Source organism: Halorubrum kocurii JCM 14978 (assembly GCF_000337355.1).
GTDB lineage: Archaea > Halobacteriota > Halobacteria > Halobacteriales > Haloferacaceae > Halorubrum > Halorubrum kocurii.
The window spans coordinates 1-17,613 of record NZ_AOJH01000031.1; the positions used below are offsets into that span (position 1 = coordinate 1).

General features: G+C 69.3%; 18 protein-coding genes. 9 read left to right on the forward strand and 9 right to left on the reverse strand.

Annotated features, from left to right (window positions below; translation table 11 throughout):
* Window positions 1-166: 40S ribosomal protein S19 (locus C468_RS04045; RefSeq protein WP_008847595.1), on the forward strand; the 166-nt coding region annotated here is incomplete at its 5' end.
* A 279-nt stretch (window positions 167-445) separates the two neighbouring features.
* On the opposite strand, the gene ppc is transcribed toward C468_RS04045, so the two are convergent.
* Complete coding sequence (ppc, locus tag C468_RS04050) at window positions 446-3,148, reverse strand: phosphoenolpyruvate carboxylase (RefSeq protein ID WP_008847596.1); 2,703 nt, start codon at window positions 3,146-3,148, stop codon at window positions 446-448.
* 243 nt (window positions 3,149-3,391) lie between these two features.
* Between ppc and C468_RS04055 the strand changes: the two genes are divergently transcribed.
* Together C468_RS04055 and C468_RS04060 are read left to right on the forward strand one after the other, a co-directional pair.
* A complete protein-coding gene (locus C468_RS04055; RefSeq protein WP_008847597.1) occupies window positions 3,392-4,234 on the forward strand; it encodes a menaquinol-cytochrome c reductase in 843 nt (280 codons plus the stop codon).
* A gap of 63 nt (window positions 4,235-4,297) precedes the next feature.
* Complete coding sequence (locus C468_RS04060) at window positions 4,298-4,636, forward strand: hypothetical protein (RefSeq protein ID WP_008847598.1); 339 nt, start codon at window positions 4,298-4,300, stop codon at window positions 4,634-4,636.
* Window positions 4,637-4,671: 35 nt separating this feature from the next.
* On the opposite strand, the gene C468_RS04065 is transcribed toward C468_RS04060, so the two are convergent.
* From C468_RS04065 to C468_RS04075, 3 genes are all read right to left on the reverse strand, one after another.
* Window positions 4,672-5,154, reverse strand: coding sequence for a hypothetical protein (locus C468_RS04065; protein ID WP_008847599.1), 483 nt, complete (start codon window positions 5,152-5,154; stop codon window positions 4,672-4,674).
* Window positions 5,151-6,173: a DUF7490 domain-containing protein gene (locus tag C468_RS04070; protein ID WP_008847600.1), complete on the reverse strand. Its 1,023-nt coding sequence runs from the start codon at window positions 6,171-6,173 to the stop codon at window positions 5,151-5,153. The genes C468_RS04065 and C468_RS04070 overlap by 4 nt, the downstream gene beginning before the upstream one ends.
* A 69-nt stretch (window positions 6,174-6,242) precedes the next feature.
* Window positions 6,243-6,773, reverse strand: a complete 531-nt coding sequence (locus C468_RS04075) for a DUF5817 domain-containing protein (RefSeq protein ID WP_008847601.1) — start codon at window positions 6,771-6,773, stop codon at window positions 6,243-6,245.
* A 138-nt stretch (window positions 6,774-6,911) separates the two neighbouring features.
* On the opposite strand from C468_RS04075, the gene trxA reads away from it, so the two are divergent.
* From trxA to C468_RS04090, 3 genes are read left to right on the forward strand one after another with little or no spacing between them, the layout of a single operon-like run.
* A complete protein-coding gene (gene trxA, locus C468_RS04080) occupies window positions 6,912-7,253 on the forward strand; it encodes a thioredoxin (RefSeq protein WP_008847602.1) in 342 nt (113 codons plus the stop codon).
* Window positions 7,254-8,393 carry an aminotransferase class V-fold PLP-dependent enzyme gene (locus C468_RS04085; RefSeq protein ID WP_008847603.1) on the forward strand — a complete coding sequence of 380 codons (1,140 nt, stop codon included), beginning with the start codon at window positions 7,254-7,256 and terminating at the stop codon, window positions 8,391-8,393.
* A 45-nt stretch (window positions 8,394-8,438) separates the two neighbouring features.
* Entirely contained in the window at window positions 8,439-9,011 is a 573-nt protein-coding gene (locus C468_RS04090; RefSeq protein WP_008847604.1) for a class I SAM-dependent methyltransferase, read from the forward strand.
* A gap of 567 nt (window positions 9,012-9,578) precedes the next feature.
* Here the strand turns inward: C468_RS04090 and C468_RS04095 are convergent.
* The 4 genes from C468_RS04095 to C468_RS04110 all read right to left on the reverse strand — a co-directional run bounded on the left by C468_RS04095 (window position 9,579) and on the right by C468_RS04110 (window position 11,686).
* On the reverse strand, window positions 9,579-9,986 hold the full coding sequence (locus tag C468_RS04095; RefSeq protein ID WP_008847605.1) for a PIN domain-containing protein: 408 nt from the start codon (window positions 9,984-9,986) through the stop codon (window positions 9,579-9,581).
* Window positions 9,983-10,213 carry an antitoxin VapB family protein gene (locus C468_RS04100; RefSeq protein ID WP_008847606.1) on the reverse strand — a complete coding sequence of 77 codons (231 nt, stop codon included), beginning with the start codon at window positions 10,211-10,213 and terminating at the stop codon, window positions 9,983-9,985. The genes C468_RS04095 and C468_RS04100 overlap by 4 nt, the downstream gene beginning before the upstream one ends.
* A gap of 96 nt (window positions 10,214-10,309) precedes the next feature.
* A complete protein-coding gene (locus C468_RS04105) occupies window positions 10,310-11,191 on the reverse strand; it encodes a homoserine kinase (protein ID WP_008847607.1) in 882 nt (293 codons plus the stop codon).
* 243 nt (window positions 11,192-11,434) lie between these two features.
* Window positions 11,435-11,686 (reverse strand): hypothetical protein, encoded by a 252-nt coding sequence (locus C468_RS04110; protein WP_008847608.1) that lies wholly within the window; start codon window positions 11,684-11,686, stop codon window positions 11,435-11,437.
* Window positions 11,687-11,881: 195 nt separating this feature from the next.
* On the opposite strand from C468_RS04110, the gene C468_RS04115 reads away from it, so the two are divergent.
* The 3 genes from C468_RS04115 (at window position 11,882) to C468_RS04125 (ending at window position 16,266) form a co-directional block, all read left to right on the forward strand.
* Window positions 11,882-13,156, forward strand: coding sequence for a TIGR00341 family protein (locus tag C468_RS04115; RefSeq protein WP_008847609.1), 1,275 nt, complete (start codon window positions 11,882-11,884; stop codon window positions 13,154-13,156).
* Between the two features lie 187 nt (window positions 13,157-13,343).
* Window positions 13,344-15,416, forward strand: coding sequence for a formate/nitrite transporter family protein (locus C468_RS04120; protein WP_049911992.1), 2,073 nt, complete (start codon window positions 13,344-13,346; stop codon window positions 15,414-15,416).
* 91 nt (window positions 15,417-15,507) lie between these two features.
* Window positions 15,508-16,266 (forward strand): SIMPL domain-containing protein, encoded by a 759-nt coding sequence (locus tag C468_RS04125; RefSeq protein ID WP_008847611.1) that lies wholly within the window; start codon window positions 15,508-15,510, stop codon window positions 16,264-16,266.
* A gap of 73 nt (window positions 16,267-16,339) precedes the next feature.
* On the opposite strand, the gene C468_RS04130 is transcribed toward C468_RS04125, so the two are convergent.
* On the reverse strand, window positions 16,340-17,326 hold the full coding sequence (locus C468_RS04130; RefSeq protein ID WP_008847612.1) for an NOG1 family protein: 987 nt from the start codon (window positions 17,324-17,326) through the stop codon (window positions 16,340-16,342).
* Window positions 17,327-17,613 lie beyond the last annotated feature (287 nt).

Consider the following 17,613-nt stretch of genomic DNA (forward strand, 5'->3'; position numbering starts at 1 on the left):
CAACCTCATCCGCACGTCGCTGCAGGCCCTCGAAGACGACGGGCTCGTGACGACCGCCGCTGGTGAGGGTCGCCGGCTGTCCGACGACGGCGAAGCGTTCCTCTCCGAGGTCGCTGCCGACGTCTTCGAGGACCTCGACCGACCGGAACTCGAACGCTACGCGTAGATCGCCGATTCGCTTTTTCGGATATCGCTCGCTTCCGAGCCTCAGCTCTCATACTGGCCCCCTAAACCCTGATAAGGGGCGTCTGAGCGGCTTCCGAGCAGCTTCTGTCTCGCGTTGCTGTTTGCTGACGGTCGTCTCGCGTTCGCCGAGGTATATTGATTCTCGCTATATCGAATCTGATGGGTGTCGCTCGCCGGCGGTCGTTGCGAGCGATGGTCGGCGAAAAGGCGGTGTCCGGGCGGTGTTCGGGCGAGCGGTTCGATCGGCTCGGCGACCGAGCTACCCGGTGTTCTTCATCCCGGCGGCGATGCCGTTGACGGTGAGCCGGAGGGTCCGCTCCTCCGCTTCGGTGCGGTGGGTCCGCCCGAGCAGGTTCGCCTGTAGCAGGTTCAGCGGGTCGACGTAGGGGTTCCGTCGGTCGAGGCTCTCTTCGAGCCACTCGCGCCGGAGGAGCTGGTCGCGACCGCTGATCTCGAGGACCAGATCGCGGCCGCGCTCGTACTCGCCGACCAGCTCGGGGAAGAACCGCTCGCGGAGGTCGTCGTCCGCGAGGTCGGCGTACTCGGCGGCGATCTCCGGCTCGGTGCGAGCTAGCGCGAGCGCGGCGTTGTCGAGCGTGGTGCGGAAGAACGGCCACTCCTCGTACATCTCTCGGAGCGTTTCGAGCCCCGCCTCCTCGCCGACCTCGTCGAGGTAGGCGTCCATCCCGGAGGCGAGCGAGTACCAGCCCGGGAGGATGAGTCGGGTCTGCGTCCACGAGAACACCCACGGGATCGCGCGCAGGTCCTCGACGGTGCGCTCACCGGAGCGCGAGGCGGGCCGCGAGCCGAGGTTGAGGTCCTCGACGACGGAGATGGGCGTCGCCTGCCCGAAGTAGGAGACGAACCCGTCGGTGTTCAACAGGTCGCGGTACGTCTCCCGGGCGGCGGGCGCCATCGTCTCCATCGCGTCGACCCAGCTGTCGGGCACGTCTTCGGTGGGCTCCTCGTTGGCCTCCTTTCGCGCGCGGATCTGCGCGTCGAGCATCTGTTCGAGCTCCCGTTCGGCGATCCGGGGGTTGGCGTACTTCTCGGCGATCGCCTCGCCCTGCTCGGTGAACTTCACCTGCCCCGTGACGGTCTCGTTGGGGAGCGCGAGCAGCGCCTCGTTCATCGGGCCGCCGCCCCGCGAGATGGAGCCGCCGCGACCGTGGAACAGCCGGAGCGTGACGTCCTCTTCGCGGCAGAACCGCGCGATCTGCCGCTGGTTCTCGTAGAGGTCCCAGTTCGCGGCGAGGAACCCGTTCTCCTTGTTGGAGTCGGAGTAGCCGAGCATCACCTCTTGGATATCCCCCCGAACCTCGAGGGCCGTCGCGTACGCCTCGTTGTCGAACAGCTCCCCGAGGATGCGCTCGGCGCCGTTGAGCGCGGACTCGGTCTCGAGCAGTGGCACGACGTCGACGCCGCAGTGGTCCGGCAGCGAGATGACGCCCACCTGATCGGCCAAGAAGAGCACTTCGAGAACGTGGCTCGGCTCTTCCGTCATCGAGATGCAGTAGGTGTCGATCGCCTGTGCGCCGTACTCGTCCTGCCACTCGGCGAACTCCTGGAACCGGCGGAGCACCCGCTCGGTGGTCTCGGAGACGTCGCCCGGCTCGTCGGCGTCGACGACCGGGTCGTCCTGTAAGATCGCCTCGGTGAGGAACTCCTGACGGGCCTCCTCGTCCATCTCGCGGTAGTCGACGCTCTCGACGGCGACCGCCTCGGCGACGGCTTCGGTGTGGTTCTCGCGGTGGTCGCGGAGGTCCAGCGACGCGAGCGTGAAGCCGAACGTGTCCACCTGCCGGCGGAGCGGCTCGACGAACGACTCGCGGACCGCGTCCTGTCCGTCGACCGCCAGCGAGTCGGCGATCACGTTCAGGTCGTCGAGGAACGCGTCGCCGTCGGGGTACTCGCCAGGGCGCACGTCGTCGACGCGGTCGAGCCGCTCGCGCATCAGGCGGAGCTTCTGGCGGTAGGGCTCGTCGGGGTAGCGCTCGCGCGCCTCCTCGACGACCGTCGGGAACCGCTCGGCGTCGGCCGCCAGCGACTCGGCGAGCTGGTCGTCGATCGCGTAGCGCTCGCCGTCTTGGCTCAACACGGCCGAGAGTCGCTTACACCGGTCGCGGTACTTCTCGATCGCGACCTCGCGCTGGCGCGCCAGCGTGTCGTCGGTGACCTCCGGCGTGACGAACGGGTTGCCGTCGCGGTCGGAGCCCGCCCACGACCGGAACTCGAAGAGCTTGGGGCAGTCCACGTCGTCGTACTCCTTCGAGATGGTCTCCTCGAACTCCTCGTAGGCGTCGCCGACGACGTCGAAGAGCGTGTTCTCGAGGTACCACTGGACGTTGCGGGCCTCGTCTTCCGGCTCCGGGCTGCGCTGGCGCACCTGTCGAGTGCCCCAGAGGCTCGTCACCTCGGCGGTGACGTCGCGCCAGATCCCGTTTCGCTCGCGCTCGGTGAGGTTGCGCTCGTCGAGCGCCTCGAGGTGGTTGCCGATCGACCGCAGCTTCGCCTTCACGGTGGCCCGGCGGGCCTCGGTGGGGTGAGCGGTGAACGTCGGTTCGATGAGCACGTCCTGTAACAGCTGTCGGAGCTCGTCGGCCTCGACGCCGGCCTCGGAGAACTCGGCGATCGTTGCATCGAAGGAGTCGTGGAACGCTCCCTCCTCGTCGGCGTCCCGAATGGCCCGGACCCGCTCGCGCTCTTCGGCGAGGTTGATGAGCTCGAAGTAGGTCGTGAACGCGCGGGCGACGATCCCCTCTCGGGTCGGCGACAGCTCGTCGACGGACTCGTGGAGGCCGGTCCGGCTCGCCGCGTCGCCGCGCCGGTAGGCGATCGCTTCGTTCCGAAGATCCTCGACGGTCTCGTACGCCTCGGTGGAGGCCTGCGCGGCCAGGACGTCTCCCACGAGCGCGCCGAGTTCGCGCACGTCCGTCCGCACGTCTCGATTGTGCAATACCATACCACAGACACACCCGTTGAGAGGGGTTAAAACCGATGCCCGAACGAATGTTTGCCTCAGTTCCGAGTAAAGGTATTGATCGATCGTCCAACACCTCGCGGGCGGGTCCGTGGCGCCCCCTACCGTGGGGTCAACGACTCTCGCGCCGGCGGTCAGGCACGTTTCTGAGCGAGTGAGCGACCCCGTTCCCGCTCGGGTGGAGGGTTCGTCACCCTTTTTACCGGTCCATCCCGAACGACGGGTATGAGTCAGTCCGACAAGTATCCGGCCGAGTCCGGCCGGCGTCGCTTCGTGAAGGGCGTCGTCGGCGGCGCGGCCCTCGCGGGGGTCGGCGCGATGGGGTCGGCGACGGTGAACACCTTGACGACCGCGGGTGGTGTCGGCGGCGGGGCGACCGTCGCGATGTCGATCGCGAAGACCGGCGGCCCGGCGCCGCGCGGTCTCCCCCAGATCCCCGTGGAAGTCACCGACGACGGATTCCTCCGCGGGATCTGGCCCGAAACGCAGACCATCACGCAGGAGGGGAAAGAGATCGAGGTCGCACAGGAGCAGCTCGGCGGGAAGACCTACTCCGGCGCGTGGTTCCAGTACTGCGGCGTCGAGTCGCAGGAGAACGTCGCCCCGAGCTACGAGTCGGACAACCTGTTCCGGGCGGCGCCCGGCAAGTACGACTGGCAGGACGAGACGTACGACAAGGGCGACCAGATCCACGTCGACGACTTCGACGACTACGACGAGTGGGGCAACGGGGTCGGCGACGACGGCGTCGGGAAGCCGGCGTCCGTCACGTGGCGGTCACAAGACGCCGAAACCAACCTGAACGCGATCGTCATCCGCTCCCCGCGGATCGAGGAGGCCGTCGAGAACTCGGGCAGCGAGTGGCTCCAGGCGTCCACCGACCAAGGGTTTATCGCGTACCTCAACGTCTGTACGCACTTCTGCTGTATCCCCGACTACAAGGTCCTCGAAGAGTCGGCCCGGTACGACGCCGAGAACGGGACCTACTGCGTCTGTCACCAGTCGGTGTACGACCCGTTCACCCTCGAAGAGTCGCTGTTCATCGCTCGCCCTCGTCCGGACGAGTAACCGGCGAAACCGCGCGCGTCGACCGGCGCCGCGCTTTTCTCCCCGCTTCGCGTACGCTGTGACATGAGCGACGACGAGGTTCCCGCAGACGAATCGACGGCCGGCGACGACCCGTTCGCCGCGGAGATCGACCGCGCACGAGACCTCCTCGACGGCGAGGGGATCGAGGCGGTCCACGTCGGCGTCGTCCGCGACGGCGAGATCGACACCACCTTCGCCCAGCGGGGCGACGGCGACGCGGAGAACGAGGGGCTTCGGGCGCTCGCGCTGCTGGCCGCGCACGTCCGACTGGTCGCGAACGAGGCGGGCGTCGAGGCCTCCACCGTCGCTGGCGACGCGGCGACGCTCGCGGGGCAGGTCGAGCGGATCCCGGCTCACACCGACGACCTCCCCGAAGAGTAGGCGCCGGAACGACCGGCTCGCCCGCCGCGTGGCCGCTACTCGGCCGCGTCCCCGCCCCGCTCGCTCCGGCGGATCCGGTAGAGCTGGTGAGCGACGCCGGCGAGCGCGACGAGCAGCACCGCGAGGTTGAACGCCGCGAGCGCGATCGGCTGATAGGCCGGGTCCAGCCACGTCCGGATCGCCCGGCCCGCCTGGCTGTAGAAGCCCCAACCGGCGATCAGCGCGAGCAGCACCAGCGCCGCCAGCCCGATCCGGTCGATGAGCCCGCGGAGGTCGTCGGTCGAGAGCCGGCCGAACCGTCCGTCGCTCTCGTCCGCGTCCCCGCTCGCGCCGCCCCCGGTGCCGCCGGAGGCGTTCCCGGGGTCGGTCGTGCGCGGTGCGAGGTCGTCGTCGGCGTCGTCGGTGGGGGTTTCGGTCATGGATGCGGTTGGTGTCTCGGTGAAGTCGTCGGGGCTGTCAGGGTCGTCCGAGCGGGCGTCGTCCGGGGGGCCGTTCGAGTCGCCGCGGTCGCCGGTCATCGTCGCCTCCGTGCGACCAGGGCGGCGGCGGCGAGCGCGACGAGCGCGGCGACGGGACCGAAGCCGGGCGTCGAGTCGCCGGCGCTGTCGCCGTCGGCGCCCCGGTCGGCCGCGTCGTCGCCGTCCGCCGCGTCGTCGCCGTCCGGTCCTCGACTGAAGTCCTCGACGGCGAACTCCACCTCTTCGACCGTCTCGTTCGCGCTGATCGTCTCGCGGGGGTCAAGGTTGGCGACGCCCTGCGTCTCGTCGATGAGCACGTCGTCGCTCCACAGCGCGGCGTCGACGTAGTAGTTGTAGTTCGCGGGCACCTCGACGGTCGTCGTCACGGTGTCGGTCCGACCGGGCCGGACCTCGCCCACCGTCTCGCTCGCCTCGTCGGCGATCACGTTCGACTCCGACTGCCGGAGCAGCACGCGGAGGTCGAGCGGCTCGGAGGCGTCGTCGCCGCGGTTCGTCACCGAGAGCGACACCGACAGTGTCGCGGTGCGGTTGTCGGCCTCGCGCACGCTGACCGCGACGGTCGGCCAGACGCTGCTCTCGGTGAAGCCGACGCGGGAGTCGGCGTAGTCGGGGGTGAGCGCCACGACGCCGCCGACGCGGGTCGTCTGGCTCGCCCGTCGCTCGCCGTCGACGAAGACGACCGTCTCGATCCGATAGCCGCCTTCGCGCTCTACGTCAACGGAACCGTTTACGGTCCGCTCGCCGCCGCCGTCGACCTCGCCGACGTCGACCGTCGTCTCGTCGACGAGCAGCCCGGAGTCGGCGCCGATCGCGCGGTGGCGGACCGTGACGTTCTCGACGGCCGAGCCCCGGTGTCGGAGGTCGACTCCGAGCCGCAGCTCCGCGGTCTCGCCGCGGACCTCACCCGGCGAGACGACCGTGTCGACGATGCGTACGTCGCCGGGGCGCTCGTCGGCCTCGCGCGGGTCGACGATCGCGTCCGGCGCGGCGACGGCGCCGACGGCGCCCGCGAGCAGGAGCGCGGCGGCGGCCGCCAGGAGGGCAGTTCGTGTGTCCATACCCGTCACGTCTGAACGACGACATAAGTGCTTTGTCAGGGGCCGCGGGGAGACGGCGCGCCGATTCGCTCAGAGCGCCCGGTAGCGGCCGCCCGACTCGGAGAGCTCCCCGCGCCGAGCGAGCCGGGTCAGGATCTCCCTGGCGGTCTCGGCGGGAACCCCGCGTTCGCTCGCGTGCGCCACGACGTTCTCCTCAGTGGGGTCGTCGACGGCCGTCACCGCGTCGCGGACGACCTCGGTTCGGCTCCGCGACCCCGACCCGCCGCCCTCGGCGCGGGCGGCCGCCTCGTCGACCGCGTCGGCGTCGATCCCCGACGCTTCGAGGTACTCGCGATCGTCGATCCCGGCCTCGTCGACGGCGCGTTCGAGCTCGGAGACGTGGTCGACCTCGGCGAACGCGGCGCTCTCGTCGCGCTTCTTCGCGAGCAGCGCGGCCCGGGCCTCGCGGGCCGCGTCGCGGTCCTCCGACTCGAAGAACCGCTTGAGCTTCGCCGTCCGATGCGTCTTCCCGCAGCGGGGGCACCGCGCGCTGTCGCTCGTCCGCGGGTCCGTGAGGAGCCACATCGCCGCGCACTCGTTGCAGCCGACGACCGCGTACATACCGCGCGGTTCGTCGCCCGCGGATTTGAACCCTCGGCCCCACGCCCCCGTCTCGATCGGGGGCGCGCTCCGGTTCGGGTGCGGTATTGTGAGTTCTATCCAAAACCATTATCCGCGTGGGGCGTGTAGAACCAGGTGATGAGTTCAACCGACGCCGTTCCCACGGAACCGATCCAGCTGGCCGACCCCGACGAGTTCGACGACTACGTCGCCGACCACGACGTGGTCCTCGTCGACTTCTACGCGGACTGGTGCGGTCCGTGTCAGATGATGGAGCCGGCCGTCGAGGCGATCGCGAACGACACCGACGCGGCCGTTCTGAAGGTCGACGTCGACCAGCACCAGGCGCTCGCCGGCGAGTACGGCGTGCAGGGCATCCCCACGCTGCTCGTGTTCGCCGACGGCGAGCTCGCGGAGCGGATGGTCGGTGCGCAGACGGAGGCGGCGCTCACCGGTGCGATCGAGGAGCACACCGCCTGAATGACGGTGTCCGAGGCCGACTCTCGGATGACTCCGCGCGAGCTGCGCGCTGACGTGCCAGCGCTCGGCGAGGCCGCGTACTTCAACTTCGGTGCGCACGGCCCGAGCCCCGAGTACGTCGTCGAGGCCGCGTCCGACTACCTCGCGGACCACGAGTACGGCTCGGCGACGACGGACCCGTACGGTCGCGCCTTCGAGACGTACGAGACGGTGCGGGAACGCGTCGCCGACTTCGTCGGCGCCGAGCCCGCGGAGATCGCGCTGACCGAGAGCACGACCGACGGGATCAACCGCATCGCGGGCGCGATCGACTGGGAGCCGGGCGACGTGGTCGTCCGGACGGACCTGGAACACCCCGCCGGGGTCCTCCCGTGGAAGCGGCTCGAACGCGAGGGCGTGGAGGTCCGCGTCGTCGAGACCGAGGGCGGACGCGTCGACCGGGAGGCGTACGCCGAGGCCGTGGCGGACGCGCGGCTCGTCTGCTTCAGCGCGATCACGTGGACGCACGGGACGCGGCTCCCGGTCGCCGACCTCGTGGAGATCGCGGACGAGGCGGGCGCGTTCACGCTCGTCGACGCGGTCCAGTCGCCCGGCCAGGTCCCGATGGACGTGTCGGCGTGGGGCGCCGACGCGGTGGCGGCGGCGGGCCACAAGTGGGTGCTCGGCCCGTGGGGGGCCGGGTTCCTCTACGTCGACCGCGAGACCGCGGCCGACCTGGCGCCGCGCGCGGTCGGCTACCGGAGCGTCGAGGACCCGAACGGCGACGAGATCGAGTTCAAGACGGGCGCGAAGCGCTTCGAGGTCGGCTCGACCACCCCGGCCGCGCACGTCGGGCTGGTCGAGGCGCTCGACGCGATCGACGCCGTCGGAGTCTCGAGGATCGAAGATCGGATCGCGTCGCTCACGGACCGGTTCAAGGACCACGTCCCCGACGACCGCCTGCTGAGCCCGCGAGCGCACGAGTCCGGGCTCGTCACGGTCGACGTCGACGACCCGGAGGCGACGGTCCAGCGGCTCGCCGACGAGGGGATCGTGGTCCGCTCGCTCCCGCATCCGAACGGGGTCCGGGCGTCGATCCACGCCGTCTCCACCGAGTCGGAGGTCGACCGGCTCGCCGAGCGGCTCGCCGCCGAGTGGTGAGCCCTCGATCGGACGCGTTTTAGTGTTTCACGTGCAATACCGCACATGGGATTTCACACGTTCGACGCCGAGAAGGCCGAGCAACTGGAGCGTTCCGGGGTCCGGTATCGCTGGGTGTCCGCCGAGGAGATCCTCGGTGCGCTGACGGCCGAGCGCGACGACCGGGCCGCGGCCGCCGTCGCCGACCTCGGGAGCGGCACCGGCTTCTACACCGACGACGTCGCCGCTCACGTCGAGCGCGTCTACGGCGTCGACGTGCAGGCCGAGATGCACGCGTTCTACCGCGAGAAGGGCGTCGCCGAGAACGTCGCCCTCGTCGAGAGCGACGTGGCGTCGCTCCCGCTCGACGACGGCGAGCTCGACGCCGCGTTCTCCACCATGACGTACCACGAGTTCGCGAGCGACGACGCCCTCGCGGAGCTGGCCCGCGTGATCCGCACCGGCGGCCGGCTCGCGCTCTTCGACTGGTCGGCCGCGGGCGACGGCGAGCACGGCCCGCCGGCCGACGAGCGGTTCGCCGCGAGCGACGCGGTCGCGGCGCTGGAGGCGGCGGGGTTCGACGTACTCTCCGACTCCGAGCGGACCGAGACGTTCGCCGTCGTCGCCCGCGCGCCGTAGCGCGATCGAAAACCGTTGTGGAGGACGGAACGTCTGCGGCTTTTATTTATAAATATCTACGCTCGTTGAAACCCTCGGAGCATGATATACACTGACTCGATTGTAGTCATATCGGAACGGTGGTGAGCGATAGCGGGAGTGGGTGAAGCAGATCGATAGCGGTGATTCGATACTTAAACGATCGTGAGCGGCAGCGGCGACCGCTTATAACTGCGATGCGGTGGCGCGCGCCTCCGAGCGGCTGCCCTCGGCAGCCGCGAAGAGCACGCGCGAGGGAGCCCGCGGCCGCCAGCGGCGGCCGCGGCGAGGCTGGGGAGGCGTGAGGCTGCGGTGCTGTAGCGGGCGGGGTGGGACTCAAACGGGCAGCCGCTGCGCTGACATTCAGTTATAAACAGCCGACAGCAACACTACTCGATCGCTTATAAACAACCGTTTCACCAATTCGCGATACTTACTCCCGCTATCGATCAAGAAGCACTCTTCACCGATCAGCCGTTTCGGACGAGAATATGTCTGAAAAAGCGGATTCCACAGTGCCGTTTATTTATAAATCGTCCTGCGGTGCGTTCACCGATAGCTCTCGTGGACGACTCCCGGAATGGCCTCGAAGTGCCTGTCGCCGGCCAGAACGGGCTCGTCGCGTTCTATCGCCGTCGCAGCGATCGCCGCGTCGCTCTTTCCGATCCCCGGTCCCTCGCCGTCGCCTGTGTCGGCCATGCGCTCCCCGAGTAGTCGGCCGGCGCGTCGAGAGATGCTCGGCGTCATCTCCACTACCGGGTACGAGTCGAGCACCGACTCCACCGTCTGTCGCTCTTCGCGGGCGGTCGCCACTTTCCCGACGCCGATGTACAGCTCCAGAACGGTCATCGAGGGGATGACGAGCGGGACGCCTTCGGCTTCGAGTTCTCGCTCCTTCGCGACGGCCGCATCGTTGCCGTCGATAACGTCCAAAACGAAGCTCGTGTCGACGATCATTCGAACCGGTCCGCGACCTCACGGACTTCCTCGCGGTCACTCTGATCCGCGGTCTCGATGGCGTCTCGCATCTCGCTCACTTGCTCCTCGTCGAAGACGCCCCGGAGATCTCGAAGCGATCGGCCACCGATGAGCCGCGAAACGGCGTCGCTGAACGACTCGTCGTCGCGTTTGTTCGCTTTGATCCGTTCGTACACGTCGTCCTCCAAGCGAACCTGATGTGACATTCTTGTTGACAGCGTTGACGCTCTGCGTGAATCAATATTTGGGTGGTCTACGAGAGAGAGATACTGCAGCGATGGCAGCGCTACGCTATCGTCGCCTCACTCCTCGAGCACCGTCGCTCCCCGCCCGATCCGGCTCTGGTAGGCGCGGGCGTCGATGCCGGCGTCGGCGAAGGCGTCGAGCATCGCGGCCGCGACCCCGCGCCGCTGCCCGTCGCGGCAGACCGCGAGGATCGCGGGACCGGCGCCGCTGACGGTGACCCCGGTCGCGCCGGCGTCGAAGGCGGCCGCGCGCACGTCGTCGTACCCGGTGATCAGCCGGGCGCGCTCGGGGGTGACGACGGGGTCGCTCATGCCGGCGCCCACGAGGTCGGGGTCGGAGCGGCACATCCCGACCGCGAGCGTCGCCGCGTTGCCGACCGTCTCGACGAGGTCCTCCATCGAGGCCGTCTCGGGGACGACCCGGCGCGCGTCGCGGGTGGAGACGGCGACGTCGGGGAGGCAGACCACGAGGGGGATTGAGGCGTTGACGGCGTGGGTCTCCTCGCTCGTCGTCACCGTGAACCCGCCGAGGATCGAGGGGGCGACGTTGTCCGAGTGCGCGACGCCGGAGACGACCGCCTCGCCCTCGGCGGCGATCGGGACCAGCTCCGACCGGGAGAGCCCGCGGTCGTACAGGCGGTTGAGCGCGACGGCGGCCCCGGCCGCGCTGGCCGCCGAGGAGCCGAGCCCGGACGCCGGACGGACGCCCTTGTCGATGTGAATGCGCGCGGGCGCGTCGAGCGCCTCGACGACGGCCCCGACGGTGTTCTTCTCGGGGTCCTCCGGGATGTACTGCGCGCCGACGCCGGTGACTTCGATCGTCGTCTCCGCCGCCTTCTCGACGGTGACGACGTCCGCCGGCCGCGTGAGGGCCGCTCCGAACACGTCGAACCCGCTGCCGAGGTTCGCGCTCGTAGCGGGTGCCCGTACCGTGACCATGGCGGGGAGTGTCGCCGGGGGTGCAAAAAGAGGCGGGATCGAACAACGGCGCGGCGGAGGTCGGTGGCGGCGTGGCGGAGGTCGATGACGGCACGGTAAATAGCGATGTCGGCGCCATGGGCGCTATCGAACGGATCGCGGAGAACGGATCGCGGAGAACGGATCGCGGAGAACGGAACGCGACACGGAGCGCGGAGTACGAAACGGAGAACAGAAAACGGCGTGCGTCGAGCGCGGCCCGCGTCAGCGGCCGGCCATCGTCCACAGCAGCGCACCGATCAGGATCATCGGAATGCCCGCGAGGACGTACGTCTGCGGCATCGTCGTGTACGGGGCGACCAGGAAGATCGTCCCGAAGCCGGCGAAGATGGACGCGATCACCTTCTGGGACTTCAGGGGCACGGCCGCCAGCAGCGAGACGGCGAACCCGAGCAGTATGACGTGCCCGAGGTGGTAATCGAGCAGGAACGTGTCGATGAACAGCGGCGAGAGCATTCTTGTCTGGACGTGCGAGGGATTCGCGCATTAAAGTTCCGTTTCGCGCGGACCGGCGGGCGGTCCCGCCTTTGGACCGGCCGACGCGACCGGGCGGCTCCCCCGCTCCGGCCGCCGTCCGCAACCGCGATCCGCGGCCACCGCCCCTTATAAGTCCCACCGGCGAGACGACCGACCGTGCGACTCGTTCAGGTCATGATCCCGGCGGGGAAGCGCGCGGCCGTGGTCCGCGCGCTCGACGACGAGGGGATCGACTACGTCGTCACCGACGAGACGAGCGGTCGCGAGTACACCGCGGTCGCGATGTTCCCGCTCCCGACGGCCGCCGTCGAGCCCGTGCTCGAACGGCTCCGGGAGGCGGGGATCGACGAGAGTACCTACACGGTCATCGTCGCGGCCGAGACGGTCATCTCCCGCCGGTTCGAGGAGCTCGAAGACGAGTACGAGGAGGAGGCCGATCGGGGAGGCGACCGGATCTCGCGCGAGGAGCTGCAGGCGAAGGCCGACGACCTCGCCTCCGGGCTCCGGACGTACGTGTTGATGACCGTCATCTCCGCCGTGATCGCGACCGCCGGGCTCCTGCTCGACTCGCCAGCGACGGTGGTCGGCTCGATGGTGATCGCCCCTCTGATCGGCCCGGCGATGTCGGCCGCGATCGGCACGGTCGTCGACGACGAGACGATGTTCCGGCGCGGCGTCCGGATGCAGATTCTCGGCGTCGCGGTCGCGGTCGCGTCCGCGACGCTGTTCGCGTTCGCGATCCGCACCCTCGCGTTGGTGCCGCCCGGGATCGACCCGCTCGCCCTCGCCGAGGTCTCCGAGCGGCTCGCGCCCAACGTCTTAGTGCTCGTCGTGGCGATCGGCGCCGGCGTCGCCGGCATCGTCTCGCTGATGACGGGCGTCTCCGCGACCCTGGTCGGCGTGATGATCGCGGTGGCGCTCATCCCGCCCGCGGCCGCCGTCGGGATCGGGATCGCCTTTCAGATCCCGCGACTCGTGCTCGGCGCGGGCGTGATCGTCGCGGTGAACGTCCTCTCGATCAACCTCTCCGCGCTGGTCGTGCTCTGGTACGAGGGGTACCGCCCGCAGCGCTGGTTCCGCGAGGATAACGCGCGCGCGGCGTTCCTGAAGCGGGCGGCGGCGCTCGTTGTCGCCATCGCGCTGCTCTCGGTGTTCCTCGGCGGCGTCACCTACGAGTCGTACGTCGCCTCCACCACCGAGGCCGACATCCGAACCGCCACGGCCGACGAGCTCGCCGCGCTCGATCCCGGGCTCGAACTGCTGGAGCTGGAGGTCGAGCGCAGCGGGACGCTCCCGCCGCTCGACACCGACCGGGTGATTGTCACCGTGGGCGCGCCGCCCGGCGGCGCCGTCGACGGCGTGGCGGACGCGCTCGACCGCCGGATCGAGTCGACCATCGGGACCGACGTGCGCGTCGAGGTGCACCTCGTGACCGTCGACCGTGCCTGAGGGCGCGGTCGTCACCCGCGACTGTTCCGTGACGCCGATGCGAGCACTCCGCGTGACGAATCGAAGGTATTCAGCTCCGCATCTGAATGAATGAGCTGTTCCTACGGAAGGAAGTGCCATACTCGACTTTTTTGGACCGCATGCCGAAAGAGGAACTACTTTTTACCCCGCTGACGGTGATCCGGCAGTGACCGATTCAACGCGATCCGACGACGATTCGATGCGGGAAGTCGTCGAGCGCTCCCGCAGCGGTGCCCCGGCGGTCGGCGAGGCCGTCCGGGACCGCTTCTCGTCCGACGAGGTGTTCCAGCGGATCATCGCCGCCGCGGACGAGGAGGTGACCTCCGGGAGCCGCGAACTCTTCTTCAGCGGGCTCGCGGCCGGGCTGGCGATCACGATCACGTTCATGCTGTACGCCTCGCTGACGGCCGCGACCGACTCCCATCCGATCTTGAGCGTCCTCCTCTACCCGCTCGGGTTCATCTACATCATCATCGGCGGCTACCAGCTGTACACCGAGAACACGTTGCCGCCGGTCGCGCTGACCTTAGAGCGGCTCGCGAGCCTCCCCACCCTCCTTCGCCACTGGAGCATCGTGCTCGCGGGGAACTTCGTCGGCGGCGGGTTCGGCGCGCTCGTCCTGTCGTACGGCGGCGTCTTCACGGGCGACACGGTCGGCGCGGCGCGGTACATCTCGGAGGGCGGGTTCAAAATCGGCGCCGTCCCGCTGTTCTTCAAGGCCGCGATGGCGGGGCTGATCGTCGCCGGCGTCGTCTGGGTCGGCTTCGCCTCGACCGACTCCGTGAGCCGGATGCTCGTCGTCTACCTCGCGTTCCTCGCGATCCCGCTCGGGGACCTGTTCCACGTCGTCGTCTCCTTCACCGAGGTCCTCTACCTGTTCTTCGAGTACAACATCCCGCTGTACGGCGCGGAGATCAGCCTCTACTCCGGGATGGTCGGCTTCGTGATCCCGGTGTTGCTCGGGAACACCATCGGCGGGGTGGTCCTGGTCACGCTGGTGAACTACTTCCAGACCAGCGAGGAGCGCTTAGAGGAGGCGCGCTTCGAGGGAATGAACCGCCGGCTCACGGTGCCGGAATGGGTGCTCGGCCGCGCTGCCGGCCGCTCGTACGTCCCGATCCTCGACGCGACGGAGGCGACGCTGTTCGCCAACGAGGGCCACCGGATCATGGTCCCCATCACGAACCCGCGGACGGACGGCCCAATCGTCGAGCTCGCGAGCCGGCTCGCCAGCGACCACGAGGACGGCCTCGTCCACATCGTTCACGTCGTGCAGGCGCCCGAGCGGATGTCGCTGTCGGCGGGCGCCGGCCGGATCGCCGACGTCTCCGAGGAGGGGATGTCCGGGCTCCGCGAGACCGCCCGGGAGTACGACATCGACGTCTCCACCTCGACGGTGATCTCGCACCGCTCCTTCGAGGAGGTGTTCAACATGGCCCGTCGGACCCGGCCCGACGCCGTGTTGATGGGGTGGGGCGACGACCAGCTGTGGAACGCCGCCCGCGCCGAGCGCCCGATCGACGAGCTCACCAACCAGCTCCCCTGCGACTTCCTCATCCTGAGCGAGAGCGACCTCGACACCTCGCGGATCCTGCTCCCGACCTCCGGCGGCCCGGACTCGGCGCTGGGCGCCGAGGTCGCGAGCGTGCTCTCCCGGACCGCGGGCGCGGAGGTGAGCCTGCTCCACGTCGTCGACGACCCCGAAGAGCGCGCCGCGGGCGAGGAGTTCCTCACCGGGTGGGCCGTCGAGAACGGGCTCCCTGACGCCGAGCGAATCGTCGACGACAGCGGCGACGTCGAGGGGGCCATCGCTCGGGAGGCCGGGGACAGCACGCTCGTCATCATCGGCGCGACCGAGAAGGGGCTGCTCTCGCGGCTCGTCTCCGACTCGCTGCACCTTGACGTGATCCACGACGTCGACTGTTCGGTGCTGCTCGCCGAGCGCCCGAGCAGCCGCTCGCTCCGGGACCGGCTGTTCGGCTCGGGGCGGCGGACCACCGGACCGCCGGACGGGGGCGTCGAGCGCGACCCTGATTCGTCGCGCGGCGCGGCGATCGGCGCCGGTCCACGAGACGGCGGGGAGGCCGATCCCGGGGCGCTCCCGTCGGGAGAGGACGGCGGCAGCGACGACGTCGCGGCCGAGGACGCGGACCAGACGGTGATCGCGGACCACGACGACTCCGACGAGGGAGACGACGCTCCCGGTGACCGCAAGGACGGCGAGACCCGTTCCGCCTGACTGCGGTCGCCGGCTCGTCCGCGCCCGATAGCGCAAACGGTTCTTTGTCCTTTCGGCGGCTTATTTGACGGCTCCCGCCGATCGGTCGCGTATGAACAGGAAACTGGTAACCGCCGTCGGCGTCGCGCTGCTCGTCGGGCTCGCGGGCTGTTCCGGGCTCGCCGGCTCGACCGGGACCGGCGACGTCGACGCGGGCGACGAATCGGCGCTCGACAGGAACATCGAGGTGACCGCGGAGGGCGAGGCGACGGCCGAGCCGGACCGCGCGACGATCCGCGTCGCGGTGACGGCCACCGGCAACGACTCCGAAGCCGTTCGCGACGATCTCCAAGCCGGGGACGAGGCGGTCCGTGCGGCGCTTACCGAGTGGGGGCTCGACGAGGACGACATCCGGACCGACCGGTACGACGTGCGGGAGTCCCACGAGACGCGCGACAACCCCGAGCGCACGAGGTACCAGGGCGTCCACCGCTACGCGATCGAGCTCGACGACGTGGACGCGGTCGGCGAGGTCATCGACGTCGCGGTCGACGCGGGCGCCGACGAGGTCCAGCGGATCGAGTTCGGACTGAGCGAGGAGAGCGAACGCGAGGTCCGCGAGGACGCCATCGAGAACGCGATGGCGAACGCCGAGGACGACGCCACCGTCCTCGCGGACTCCAGCGGGTTGGTAGTTAACGGCGCCTACAGCGTCTCGACCGCTAATGCGGGCGTGAGGCCCTACCGGGTCTCCGACGCCGCCATGGCGGCCGAGAGCGGCGGCGCGGACGGCGCCGCGACCGGCATCGAGACCGGCGACGTAAGCGTGCAGGTCAGCGTCAACGTCGTCTACGCCGCCGAGCAGGCCTGACGCGGCGCTCGTCTATTTATAAGCCACCGATCGCTGTTTATAAACGGTCGATCGACCGCTCAGAGGCGGCCGCTCACTCCTCGCCGTCGCGCGTCGGGAGGTCCGGCTCGAACGCGGCCGCCTCGACGGCCATGTCGAGCACGTCCTCGACGTTCTCGTCCTCGGTGACGCTCATCGTCGCGTCGACGGACTCCGCCTTGACCGCCTCGAAGCGGTCGTGTTTGTTCGCCACGGTGAGGAACGGGACGGCCTCGCCGAACAGCTCGCGGACCTCCTCGCGGAGATCGAGCTGGACGTCGAGTGGGTAGCCGCAGTCTCCCGAGGGGTCGAGCACGAACACGACCACGTCCGCGAGGTGTTCGAGGGCGCTGACCGCCTGGCGCTCGATGTCGTTGCGCTCGTCCGCGGGCCGGTCGAGCAGACCGGGGGTGTCGACGATCTGGTACCGGATGCGGTCGCGCTCGAAGTGCCCGATCTGGACGCCCTTCGTGGTGAACGGGTACTCCGCGATCTGGTTCGAGGCGCGGGTGACCCGGTTGACGAACGACGACTTGCCGACGTTGGGGTAGCCAGCGATCACGATCGCGGGCTCGTCCGGCTTGACGTCCGGGAGCACCTTCAGCTGGTCTCGCGAGTCGCCAATGTACCGGAGGTCGTCCTCGATCTGGTCCATCACGTCGGCCATGCGCGCGAACGCCTGCTTCCGGTGTTTCCGCGCGGTGTCCACGTCGGAGTTCCGTATCTTCGTCGTGTACTCGTCGCGGAGGTCCTCGATCTGCCGGCTGGCCCACATCACCTGCGAGAGCGCCTGGCGGAGCCGGTCGACGTCGACGATGGCGTCGGCGAGCTCGTAGTAGAACGGCTCGACGTCGAAGCCGAAGTCCGGCCACGAGACGACGACGTTCTCCAGGTTGTCCGAGAGCACGTTGCCGGCCGTCCGCAGCATCGACTCCTGCGCCTCGTGCCCGTGTTTGGCGCGCCCCGCGCGCGCCGCCCGCGAGAACGCCTTGTCGACGAGTTCCTCCGAGCGGGGGGTCGTCGGGAGGCCCTCAAATATCATGTTGCCCCGACTTGACCGCCGACCCGTATAAGACCGTCCGTTCGGCGACCCCCGCGACACGGCGGCACACGGTCGGACGCGCCGGGTGTCGGCGGTGTCGGCGGGGACGAGCGCTCCGCGTTGCCGGGCCCCGTCTCGTCGACCCGCGATCCCGCGCCGAACGGCCATGAACGATCGACATCTTTCTCACGCATATTCCGAGCCATATTTATGTTTCAAAGGAATATCTGCGGGTATGGTACGCTCGTTCTCGCCCACGACCTACGAGGACCTCGATCCGGACCGCC

Coding starts and splice junctions, on each gene's coding strand:
- ppc (WP_008847596.1), bottom strand. CDS start 3,148: ATGGTATTGCACAATCGAGACGTGCGGACGGACGTGCGCGAACTCGGC.
- C468_RS04055 (WP_008847597.1), top strand. CDS start 3,392: ATGAGTCAGTCCGACAAGTATCCGGCCGAGTCCGGCCGGCGTCGCTTC.
- C468_RS04060 (WP_008847598.1), top strand. CDS start 4,298: ATGAGCGACGACGAGGTTCCCGCAGACGAATCGACGGCCGGCGACGAC.
- C468_RS04065 (WP_008847599.1), bottom strand. CDS start 5,154: ATGACCGGCGACCGCGGCGACTCGAACGGCCCCCCGGACGACGCCCGC.
- C468_RS04070 (WP_008847600.1), bottom strand. CDS start 6,173: ATGGACACACGAACTGCCCTCCTGGCGGCCGCCGCCGCGCTCCTGCTC.
- C468_RS04075 (WP_008847601.1), bottom strand. CDS start 6,773: ATGTACGCGGTCGTCGGCTGCAACGAGTGCGCGGCGATGTGGCTCCTC.
- trxA (WP_008847602.1), top strand. CDS start 6,912: ATGAGTTCAACCGACGCCGTTCCCACGGAACCGATCCAGCTGGCCGAC.
- C468_RS04085 (WP_008847603.1), top strand. CDS start 7,254: ATGACGGTGTCCGAGGCCGACTCTCGGATGACTCCGCGCGAGCTGCGC.
- C468_RS04090 (WP_008847604.1), top strand. CDS start 8,439: ATGGGATTTCACACGTTCGACGCCGAGAAGGCCGAGCAACTGGAGCGT.
- C468_RS04095 (WP_008847605.1), bottom strand. CDS start 9,986: ATGATCGTCGACACGAGCTTCGTTTTGGACGTTATCGACGGCAACGAT.
- C468_RS04100 (WP_008847606.1), bottom strand. CDS start 10,213: ATGTCACATCAGGTTCGCTTGGAGGACGACGTGTACGAACGGATCAAA.
- C468_RS04105 (WP_008847607.1), bottom strand. CDS start 11,191: ATGGTCACGGTACGGGCACCCGCTACGAGCGCGAACCTCGGCAGCGGG.
- C468_RS04110 (WP_008847608.1), bottom strand. CDS start 11,686: ATGCTCTCGCCGCTGTTCATCGACACGTTCCTGCTCGATTACCACCTC.
- C468_RS04115 (WP_008847609.1), top strand. CDS start 11,882: ATGATCCCGGCGGGGAAGCGCGCGGCCGTGGTCCGCGCGCTCGACGAC.
- C468_RS04125 (WP_008847611.1), top strand. CDS start 15,508: ATGAACAGGAAACTGGTAACCGCCGTCGGCGTCGCGCTGCTCGTCGGG.
- C468_RS04130 (WP_008847612.1), bottom strand. CDS start 17,326: ATGATATTTGAGGGCCTCCCGACGACCCCCCGCTCGGAGGAACTCGTC.